Here is a 10,140-nt window from a genome sequence, read left to right as displayed (position 1 = left end):
ACCGGGGGCGGAGCCCCCGGTGGGTAGAAGGGCGCGCGCGGCGCCCATAATCGCGCCAGGCGTGAGCAAAAACGCTTCTACGCCCCGCCTTCACCCCCACCCCGACGGGTAACCATAGCGGCATGCCAATCGCCCCACGCCGCGCCGCAGCCTGCGCGGCAGCAGTAGCCGCCGCTCTCGTCCTGACGGCCGGCTGTTCGTCCGACGACTCCGACAGCAAGAACGACGCCAAGGGCTCGAACCCCGCCTCCTCCCCTGCCACTTCCGGCTCCTCCTCCGCCTCCGCGAGCACAGGCGGCTCGCCCTCCACGTCAGGAGGCGCCATCCCCGTCGGGCCGGGCCCGCAGCCCGCGTACACCGTGCAGAAGCAGCCCGCGGCAGGCTCCTGCCACTACCAGTACACGGCGGACAAGCAGCCGCTGCCCGACCCCAAGTGCACGCCGGGCGCGACGAACCCGAAGGTCACGCAGGACACGCTCAAGACCACGATCTGCAGTTCCGGTTACACCAAGGGCATCCGGCCGCCGGTGAACATCACCAGCCGCGAGAAGACCGCCAACGCGGAGTCGTACGGCTACAAGGGCTCGCTGAAGGACTACGAGTACGACCACCTCATCAGCCTCCAGCTCGGCGGCGACCCCAACGACCCGCGCAACCTGTGGGTCCAGCCGCCGTCCCCCGGGCACAAGGAGGGCGCCGGGCCGAACAACCCCAAGGACGTGGTCGAGACCAAGCTCAAGACCGCGATCTGCTCCGGCAAGACGACCCTCGTCAAGGCCCAGGAGGCCATCGCCCACGACTGGACGACGGCTCTCAAGAACCTCGGCATCCCCGAGAAGGGCGGCCCGTCGGCCGCCGCCAAGGACCCGGACGACGAGTGATCAGCCGATGATCAGCCGGCCTCGGGGCCGCTGAGGCGGTCCGCGAGGTCCGCCAGCAGCGCGACGACGCCGCTCGGGCCGTCGACCACCAGATCGGCCCGTTCGGCGAGCTCCGTCACCTCCGCGCTGCCGCTGCACACCAGCAGGCCGGGCAGCCCCTCGGCGCGCAGCCTCTCCACCGCGGAGAAGGCCGCGAGGTCACCGAGGTCGTCCCCGGCGTAGAGGACGGAGCCCGCGCCCGTCTCCCGTACGTACTCGGCGAGCGCGGCCCCCTTGTCGACGCCCGGCGGGCGCAGCTCCAGGACGAGTCTGCCGGGCTCGACGATCAGCCCGTGGCGCTCGGCGAGCGCCTCCAGGGGGGCGCGCAGGGCGTCGTACGCGGCCTGCGGGTCGGTTGCGCGCCGGGTGTGCACGGCAATGGCGCGGCCCTTGTCCTCGACCCAGGTGCCGGACCAGGAACCGGCCCGGTCCAGCTCCCCCGGCAGCGCCGCCTGGACGGCCGCGACCCCGGGGTGCGGGGCGGGGGCGTGCACGGTGCCGGTCACGGCGTCCCAGCGCTCGGCGCCGTAGAGCCCGAGGACGACGAGGTGTTCGAGCCCGGTGACCCCGGCGAAGCCGCCGTACCGCACGGCGACCCCCGCGGGGCGGCCGGTGATCACCGCGACGGAGCGGACCCGTGGCGCGAGCCGGGCCAGCGCGGGCACGGCGCCCGGGTGGGCGCGGGCCTTCTCCGGGTCGGCGACGATGGGCGCGAGCGTCCCGTCGAAGTCCAGCGCGACAACAGCGTCTTCCGGCGCGGCCGTCAGAGCGGCAAGCCCTCGCCGCCCTGCGTCGGTGCGGGGTTCCATACCCATGGGGCGACCCTACCCCTCGTCTGCGGCGCCGCTGGGGTTGCTGTGGGAAGAAGAGTTTTTCTCCGGGGGCTTCGCCCCCGGACCCCCACGGGGCCGTGCCCCGTCAGGGGCGCGGGGAACTGCGCGACCAGCCACGACACAACAGGTGGCCGCGCGCGCAGCGCAAGAGGCACCCCAGTAGGCGCACCCGGCAACCGAGCCGCACCCACACCGGTCAAAGATCAGCGGCGACCCCGCCGCGCCTCCCGTACGCGCCGCAGGCGATTCACCGTCACCGGGTCGAACGCCAGCGCTGCCTCGTCGTCCAGCAGCGCGTTGAGCAGCTGGTAGTACCGCGTGGGCGTCAGCCCCAGCTCCTCCCGGATCGCGCGTTCCTTCGCCCCGGCCCCGGCCCACGAGCGCCGCTCGAAGGCCAGCACCGAACGATCGCGCTCGGAAAGCTCAGACAGACTCACGTCGCTCAACCTAGCTGGTGCGGCCCGCGTTCTCCGTGGCGGTCGCCTCGCGCTCGATCTCGCCGAGGACGCTGCCCGGGTCGCCGCCCTGGAGCACGGTGGAGCCGATCTTCTCCTTGATCGCCTTGCTGACCGCCGCCCAGGAGGTCTTGTCGGCGGGGTAGAACTCGGCGTTCTCCAGCTGCTGGAGGAAGGGCAGCAGGTTCTGGCGGCTGCTGTCGCCGGCCATCTTCCGGGAGGCGGACGAGGTGACCGGCAGCAGGTCGTACTGGCCGGTGAACTCCAGCACGTTCTTGGTGCTGTAGACGAAGTCGAGGAAGGTGCCGATCTGGTCGCGGTTGCCGTTCTGCTTGAAGGCCATCATCCAGTCGGCGACGCCCATGGTCGACTTGGCCTTGCCCTTGACGCCGGGCAGCGGCGCGGTGATGAACTCGACGCCCTTCTCCCTCGCCTGCTGCATCAGCGTGGGGTGGCCGTTGAGCATGCCGACCTCGCCGCGGCAGAAGGCGTCGAAGACCTCCTGGCGGTTGGTGCGGGCGGGGTTGCCGGGGCCGACGAGGCCCTTGCCGACCAGTTGGTCCTTCAGCCACAGCAGGGCGTCGACGTTCTCCCTGCGGGCGATGGTGTACGCGCCGTTGGCGTCGGTGTAGCCGCCGCCCGCGCTGAGGAACCACAGCATGGTCTCGGCCGGCGCCTCCTCCGGGCCGAGGGGGAGGCCGAAGGGTATCTTCACGTCCGCCGCCTTGAGCTTGAGCGCGGCGGCCTGGAGGTCGTCCCAGCTCTCGGGCGGCGTGGCGATACCGGCCTTGGCGAAGAGCTTCTTGTTGCAGAAGAGCATGCGGGTGCTGGAGACCCACGGCATGCCGTACTGCACCCGCTGCACCTCGCCCGCCTTCTCGATCGAGGTGATGAAGTCGGCCTGGGTGGGGATGGTGAGCAGCTGGTCGGCGCTGTAGAGCTTGCCCGCGGCGGCGAAGTCGGCGTACGCGCCGATCTGGGCCATGTCGGGGGCCTTGCCCGCCTTGACCAGGTCGGCGACCTTCTTGTCGACCTCGGTCCAGCTGTAGACCTCGACGTCGACCTTGATCTTGCTGTGCTTCTCCTGGAAGGCGCGGACCAGGTTGTCCCAGTACTTCTTGGAGCTGTTGGCGGAGTTGTCGCCGTAGTCCGCGGCGATCAGCTTCAGCTTCTTGGAGCCACCGGGCCCGCTGCTCCCGCACGCCGTCAGCGTGGGCGCCAATGCCGCAGTGGCGGCACCCGCCGCCGTCAGACCCAAGAACCGCCGCCGCTGCACTACTGCTTCCCACCTTCGTGGTTGGTGTCCGTCGCTGGAGACCGTGAGTCTCTCCCGCTCGTAACCATACGGTCCAGCCGACTCCGGTTTCGCTTCGGTATCGCTCTTCCTCTCCCGTCCCCCTCTTCCCAGGCTCACCGCGGGGCTGCTATCCACGTGTCCGGCGCCCACCGCACCGCTCGTTTTTCCGTGAAAACCGTGAACAAGGAGCTTTACGCGCATGCAGCAGCCCTCTCGTTCCCGTACGGCAGCAGAGATCGACACCCAGCCCGACTGCTGGCGGCGCGCCGCCGGGGCCGGGGCCGAGGCGGACGGCCTGCCCGAGCCGGGCGAACGCGTCGCGGTGACCGGGTGCGGCACGTCGTGGTTCATGGCCCAGGCGTACGCGGCACTGCGCGAGGCCGCCGGACAGGGCGAGACGGACGCCTTCCCGGCCTCGGAGTTCCCGCGCGCCCGCGCCTACGACCGGGTCGTGGCGATCACCCGCTCCGGCACCACGACCGAGGTCCTGGACCTGCTGGCGGCGCTCCGCGACCGTACGCGGACGCTGGCCCTCACCGCCGCCCCGGCGACCCCCGTACGGACCGTGGCGGAGACGGTCGCGGCGCTGGACTGGGCGGACGAGGAGTCCGTCGTCCAGACCCGCTTCGCGACCACGGCCCTGGCCTTCCTCCGCGCGGGCCTGGAGGCCCGCGGCCCCCTCCCGGCCGGGGTGCGCCCGGTCGCCGAAGCGGCGGCCCACGCGGAGTCGGCGGTCGCCGAGCCGCTGCCCCCGGCCGTGCTCGCCGCCGGACAGTGGACGTTCCTGGGCGCGGGCTGGGCGTACGGGCTGGCGCAGGAGGCGGCGCTGAAAATGCGCGAGGCGGCGGGGGCATGGACGGAGGCGTACCCCGCCATGGAGTACCGCCACGGCCCCGTGTCCATCACCGCCCCCGGCCGCGTGGCCTGGATCCTCGGCCCGTCCCCGGCAGGCCTCGCCGCCGACGTCATCCGCGCGGGCGGCACGCTCCTCGCCGACGGCTCGCGCCTCGACCCCATGGCCGACCTGATCCGCGCCCAGCGGCTCGCTGTCGCGGTAGCCGAGTCCAAGGACCAGAACCCGGACCGCCCCCGGGGCCTGACGCGCAGCGTCGTCCTCTCCTAGGGGGCGAAGCCCCCCTAGGGGCGCGGGGAACTGCGCGACCAGCCCCCACCGGACCCGCGGCCGCGCGCCGGGCGCAAGCCGCACCCCGATAGGCGCCGGGGTCCGGGGCGGAGCCCCGGAGGGTGATCCCACTCTTCCGGGCACCTCAGAGTGGACTAGACCTTTCGTCCCCCACCGGCGAAACTGAACGACGTGAAACACGTCATCGCCCTCGACGTGGGCGGCACCGCCATCAAGGCCGCCCTGATCGGCCCCGCCCCCGACCACGTCCTCCTCCACGAGGCCCGCCGCCCCACCGGCCGGGACCGCGGCCCGGAAGCGGTGGTCGCGGGGATCCTGGACTTCGCGGCGGAGCTCCAGGAGACAGGGCGCCGCCTCTTCGGGGAGCCCGCCGCGGCGGCCGGCGTCGCCGTACCCGGCATCGTGGACGCCACGACCGGCACCGCCGTCTACGCCGCCAACCTCGGCTGGCGCGACGTACCGCTGCGCGCCCTCCTCGGCGAGCGCCTGGGCGGCGGCACGCCCGTGGCCCTCGGCCACGACGTCCGCACCGGCGGCCTCGCGGAAGGCCGCATCGGCGCGGGCCGGGGCGCGGACCGCTTCCTCTTCGTGCCGCTGGGCACCGGCATCGCGGGCGCGATCGGCATCGACGGGCGCATCGAGCAGGGCGCCCACGGCTACGCGGGCGAGATCGGCCACATCTCCGTACGCACCGGCCCCGACGCCCCGGTCTGCGGCTGCGGCGGGCGCGGCTGCCTGGAGACGCTGGCCTCCGCCGCGGCCGTGAGCGCCGCCTGGGCCCGGGCCACCGGCGACGCGGACGCGGACGCCGCGGACTGCGCGAAGGCCGTCGCGTCCGGCGACGCGCTCGCCCGCGCGGTCTGGCAGGAGGCGGTCGACGCGCTCGCGGACGGCCTCGTCATCGGGCTCACCCTGCTCGACCCGCATACGCTGATCATCGGGGGCGGCCTGGCCGAGGCGGGCGACACCCTGTTCGCACCGCTCCGCGCCGCCGTCGCGGAACGGATCACCTTCCAGAAGCTCCCCCGGATCGTCCCCGCGGCACTCGGCGACACCGCGGGCTGCCTGGGCGCGGGCCTCCTCGCCTGGGACCTGCTCGCCACCGCCACCGCCACCACCCCCACCGACACCGACACCGACACCGACACCGAAAACAACACCACGGAGGTAACCGCCTGATGGTCGAACGAACGGTTCTCGCCGGTGCCCGCGTGGTGCTGCCGACCGGTGTGGTCGAGAACGGCCGGGTGACGGTCGAAGACCGCCGGATCACGGAGGCGGGGCAGGCCACCACGCCCGCCACCCCGGACGCCCTCGACCTCACCGGCCACTGGATCGTCCCCGGTTTCGTGGACATGCACGTCCACGGCGGCGGTGGCGCGTCCTTCTCCGCGGGCGACCCCGAGGAGGCGCTCCGCGCCGTCGCCACGCACCGCGCGCACGGCACGACCACGATGGTCGCCTCGACCGTCACCGGCGACCTCGACGACCTGGCGCGGCAGGCGGCCGTCCTCGCGGAGCTGACCGAGCAGGGCGAGCTGGCGGGCATCCACTTCGAAGGGCCGTTCATCTCCCCGCACCGCTGCGGCGCGCACCAGCCGGAGCTGCTGCGGAACCCGGACCCGGCGGACGTGCGCAAGCTGGTCGACGCCGCGCGCGGCGCGGCCCGGATGATGACCCTGGCGCCCGAGCTGCCCGGCGGCCTGGACTCGGTCCGGCTGCTCGCCGACGCGGGCGTGATCGCGGCGGTCGGGCACACCGACTCCACGTACGAGGCCACGCTGGAGGCCATCGACGCGGGCGCGACCGTGGCCACGCACCTCTACAACGCGATGCCCACGCTGCTGCACCGCGCGCCCGGCCCGATCGCGGCGCTGCTGGAGGACGAGCGGGTCACCGTCGAGCTGATCAACGACGGCACGCACCTGCACCCCGCCGTGCTGGAGCTCGCCTTCCGCAGCGCGGGCGCGGACCGCGTCGCGTTCATCACGGACGCGATGGGCGCGGCGGGCATGAGCGACGGCATGTACCCGCTCGGCCCGATGCGGGTCGAGGTCAAGGACGGCGTCGCGCGCATCGCCGACGGTCCGACGGCGGGCTCGATCGCGGGCTCGACGCTGACGCTGGACACGGCGTTCAAGCGCGCGGTGACGATCGACCGGCTGCCGGTCGAGGACGCCGTACGGGCCCTGTCCGTGAACCCGGCGCGGCTGCTGGGCGTCGCCGACCGCGTCGGCTCGCTGGAGCCGGGCAAGGACGCCGACCTCGTCGTCCTCGACTCCGCGTACGAGCTCGTCGGCGTGATGCGCCAGGGCGAATGGGTGGTTAAGCCCGAAGTACGGTAGTTCTCCGCGCTCTTGACGAGTGCTCACGCAGCGGCGGCGCCGCCCGAGGTCTGGGCGCGCCGCCGCTGCTTTGGCATGATCGCTCGCGCGGCCGCCGTCACACCGCCGAAACACCGCCGTACCGACTTGGGTAATACGCACAGCACAGCGCAGCACGGCACCGCGCGGCACCGCACGGAACAGCACCACCAGCACCGCACCACCAGCGCCGCCGACAACGCCGTCCCCGGTCATGGGAGAGAGCCGCCGATGATCCTCACGGTCACGCTCAACACCGCACTCGATCTGACCTACCGCGTTCCGCGTCTGCACCCGAACTCCTCGCACCGCGTCTCGGACGTCATGGAACGCCCCGGCGGCAAGGGCCTCAACGTGGCCCGGGTCCTGGCCGCGCTCGGGCACCCCACGGTCGTCACGGGCTTCGCCGGGGGCGTGACGGGAGAGACCGTGCGCCGCCTGCTCGCCGAAAGCGCCCCCGGGAACGGGGCCGCCGACCTCTCCGAAGCCTTCGTCCCCGTCCTCGGCGCCACGCGCCGCACGGTGGCCGTCGTCGACGGCGCGGGCGGCGGCACCACCCAACTCAACGAACCGGGCCCGGACGTCACGGCCGAGGAGTGGGCGGCCTTCACCGACACCTACGCGCGCCTTCTGCGCGAGGCGGAGGCCGTCGCCCTGTGCGGCAGCCTGCCGCCGGGCGTGCCGGTCGGCGCGTACGCGCACCTCGTCCGGCAGGCGCGGGCGCTGGGCGTGCCCGTACTCCTCGACACCAGCGGCGAACCCCTGCGGCGCGGCATCGCCGCCCGCCCCGACCTGGTGACGCCCAACATCGAGGAGCTGTCCGCCCTCACCGGCTCCACGGAGCCCCTGCGCGCCTCGCTCGACGCCCGCCGCCGGGGCGCGGGCACGGTGGCCACGACCCTGGGCCCGGACGGCATGCTCGCCGTGACCCCCGAGGGCACCTGGCGCGCGGCGGCGCCGAAACCGCTGACCGGCAACCCGACCGGCGCGGGCGACACGGCGGCAGCCGCCCTCCTGGCCGGCCGGCTGGAGGGCCTCCCCTGGCCCGAACGCCTCGCCCGCGCGGTGGCCCTCGCGGCGGCGACGGTACGGGCCCCGGCCGCGGGCGAGTTCGACCGGCCGACGTACGAGGACCTGTTGCCGCAGGTGAAGGTCACGGAAGCGTAAGTGCAAGCGCCAAGCGCCAACAGCTCACGGAATTCAGGAGGGTGGGTCACATGCCGCTCGTCACCACCGGAGAACTCGTCACCGAGGCGCGGGCCGCCGCACGGGCGGTCGTCGCCTTCAACGTCATCACGGTCGAGCACGCCGAGGCGATCGCCGAGGGCGCGGAGGCCGCGGGCCTGCCCGCGATCCTCCAGGTCTCCGAGAACGCCGTGAAGTTCCACGGCGGCCGCCTGGCCCCGATCGCCGCCGCGACGGCGGCGGTCGCGGCGGCCTCGACGACACGTCTGTCCCTCCACCTGGACCACGTGGAGTCGGACACCCTGCTGCGCGAGGCACCGCTGCACGGCTTCACCTCGGTGATGTACGACGCGTCGCGCCTGCCGTACGCGGAGAACGTCAAGGCCACGGCGGAGGCGGTGCGTTGGGGCCACGAGCGGGGCCTGTGGGTCGAGGCGGAACTGGGCCGCGTGGGCGGCAAGCCGGGCGACGCCCACACGCCCGGCGTCCGCACCGACCCCGCCGAGGCCGCCGCCTACGTCATGGACACGGGCGTCGACGCGCTGGCCGTGGCGGTCGGCAGCTCCCACGCCATGTCCGAACGCACGGCGTCCCTCGACCACACCCTGATCGCGGCGTTGCGCGGCACGCTCCCGGTCCCCCTCGTCCTCCACGGCTCGTCCGGCGTCCCCGACACGGAACTCCGCCACGCGGTCACCTCGGGCATGACCAAGATCAATGTCGGCACGGCCCTGAACGCGGCCTTCACCGGCGCGGTCCGCGCCTTCCTGGAGGCCCACCCGTCGACGGTGGACCCCAGGAAGTACCTGACCCCTGCGCGGGGGGCGATGGCGGGGGCGGTGGCGCAGTTCCTGCGGACGACGGAGGGGTGAGGCCGCGGATCACCCGGCGGGCGCACGGCCGGGAGCGCGTGACGCCGGGGCGCCCCCGGGGTGCGTCATGCCGGTTCCGCTTCGACTCCTTGTCGGCAAGAACCGCCAAGACGCCTGCACAGGGCTGGGAGTTGACGAAGAGATGCTGTGGCCGAAATCCGTGAAGGACCGCATCAAGACCGGTACGGACAGAGAGCTGGTCCACAGTTATCCGTACCGATCGGCGTGCCCGTCCAGCCTCTCCGTCTTCCGCTTGGACGACCGGCCCGATTCACCGAACACGCCGAGACGCAGTACGCCCAGCTGACCGCCTTGACCTGATCGCGGCGCCCTTGCGCCTCGATGGCCAGGAGGAATTCGTCGCCGTCGGCACTGTCCAGCGGCGTTCGAGAACATTGCGCCGCTCATCAGTTCCACAAAGTCCGCAAGAATGCCCACCTCTCGGCCAGGAGAACCGATCAGAGCGTCCCGCCGTCGGGAAGTTCCTTCTTCGCGTCGACCACGGCCCGCTTGACGACCACGGTCTCAGAGGTGATCGCACCGGGTTCGAGGCCCCGATACGGCTTCACCAGCACTTCGCGCTGGCCGAGGTACTGGTACGTGTCCCTGTCGAAGATCCATTCCTGGCGGCTGACCGGGCCGGTGTGGGTGATGGCGATGCCGGCCCGGCCGGTCGCGTCGGCGGCCCTGTCCACGAGGGCGACGCCGGGAATCCTGGCAGCCGCCTTGAACAGCGCGGCGCTGATTTCCGGCGTCGCGATCTGCTCCTCCAGCAGTCGGCCCACTTCCCCGAACGCCGTCCAGTCGGCCTGGGGGTCGCCCATCCTGCCCGACCCGTAGAGGTGGGCGAGGAGGGCATCGGTATCGGTGGGAAGCGCCTTGACGCTGTTGTAGGAGCCCCGGTCGACGGCCTCACGGGAGGGGTCGAGGTCGAGGTCCTCGCCGTTCTTGTCCATGAACTTGTGGTCCGGCTCGTAGACGAAACTCCTGAGGCCGTCGGGCGAGCGCCAGACCTGGCGCGAGTGCAGCGGGCTCACCACGAGCTTCTCCTTGCCGCCCGCCCTGTCGACC

Annotated in this window: 10 protein-coding genes; 6 read left to right on the top strand and 4 right to left on the bottom strand. The window is 72.9% G+C overall.

The features are described 5' to 3' along the window. Positions 1-122 precede the first annotated feature (122 nt). Positions 123-881 carry a hypothetical protein gene (locus K6I34_RS22810; protein WP_229328190.1) on the top strand — a complete coding sequence of 253 codons (759 nt, stop codon included), beginning with the start codon at positions 123-125 and terminating at the stop codon, positions 879-881. 11 nt (positions 882-892) lie between these two features. Here the strand turns inward: K6I34_RS22810 and otsB are convergent, their stop codons facing one another. The 3 genes from otsB to K6I34_RS22795 form a co-directional block, all read right to left on the bottom strand. Continuing rightward, positions 893-1,735: a trehalose-phosphatase gene (gene otsB / locus K6I34_RS22805; protein ID WP_229328189.1), complete on the bottom strand. Its 843-nt coding sequence runs from the start codon at positions 1,733-1,735 to the stop codon at positions 893-895. Between the two features lie 221 nt (positions 1,736-1,956). Beyond that, positions 1,957-2,190, bottom strand: a complete 234-nt coding sequence (locus K6I34_RS22800) for a DUF3263 domain-containing protein (protein ID WP_229328188.1) — start codon at positions 2,188-2,190, stop codon at positions 1,957-1,959. Positions 2,191-2,200: 10 nt separating this feature from the next. Next, the gene (locus K6I34_RS22795) at positions 2,201-3,484 is read right to left on the bottom strand and encodes an extracellular solute-binding protein (protein ID WP_374230993.1); all 1,284 of its coding nucleotides are present in this window, start codon (positions 3,482-3,484) and stop codon (positions 2,201-2,203) included. Between the two features lie 220 nt (positions 3,485-3,704). Between K6I34_RS22795 and K6I34_RS22790 the strand changes: the two genes are divergently transcribed. The 5 genes from K6I34_RS22790 to K6I34_RS22770 all read left to right on the top strand — a co-directional run bounded on the left by K6I34_RS22790 (position 3,705) and on the right by K6I34_RS22770 (position 9,069). Further along, the gene (locus K6I34_RS22790; protein WP_229328186.1) at positions 3,705-4,628 is read left to right on the top strand and encodes an SIS domain-containing protein; all 924 of its coding nucleotides are present in this window, start codon (positions 3,705-3,707) and stop codon (positions 4,626-4,628) included. 192 nt (positions 4,629-4,820) lie between these two features. Next, the gene (locus K6I34_RS22785) at positions 4,821-5,828 is read left to right on the top strand and encodes an ROK family protein (protein ID WP_229328185.1); all 1,008 of its coding nucleotides are present in this window, start codon (positions 4,821-4,823) and stop codon (positions 5,826-5,828) included. Then, positions 5,828-6,994: an N-acetylglucosamine-6-phosphate deacetylase gene (gene nagA / locus K6I34_RS22780; protein WP_229328184.1), complete on the top strand. Its 1,167-nt coding sequence runs from the start codon at positions 5,828-5,830 to the stop codon at positions 6,992-6,994. Before K6I34_RS22785 ends, nagA begins: the two co-directional genes overlap by 1 nt. Before the next feature lie 249 nt (positions 6,995-7,243). Further along, a complete protein-coding gene (locus K6I34_RS22775) occupies positions 7,244-8,179 on the top strand; it encodes a 1-phosphofructokinase family hexose kinase (protein ID WP_229328191.1) in 936 nt (311 codons plus the stop codon). Between the two features lie 50 nt (positions 8,180-8,229). Further along, complete coding sequence (locus K6I34_RS22770) at positions 8,230-9,069, top strand: class II fructose-bisphosphate aldolase (protein ID WP_229328183.1); 840 nt, start codon at positions 8,230-8,232, stop codon at positions 9,067-9,069. A gap of 458 nt (positions 9,070-9,527) precedes the next feature. On the opposite strand, the gene K6I34_RS22765 is transcribed toward K6I34_RS22770, so the two are convergent. Next, positions 9,528-10,140: CU044_5270 family protein (locus K6I34_RS22765; RefSeq protein WP_229328182.1), on the bottom strand; the 613-nt coding region annotated here is incomplete at its 5' end.

The sequence above is a fragment of the Streptomyces sp. UNOC14_S4 genome, assembly GCF_020740835.1.
In the GTDB taxonomy this organism is placed as follows: domain Bacteria; phylum Actinomycetota; class Actinomycetes; order Streptomycetales; family Streptomycetaceae; genus Streptomyces.
The sequence above is the reverse complement of the archived record's forward strand: the minus strand, read 5'-3'. Positions and strand labels throughout refer to the sequence as shown.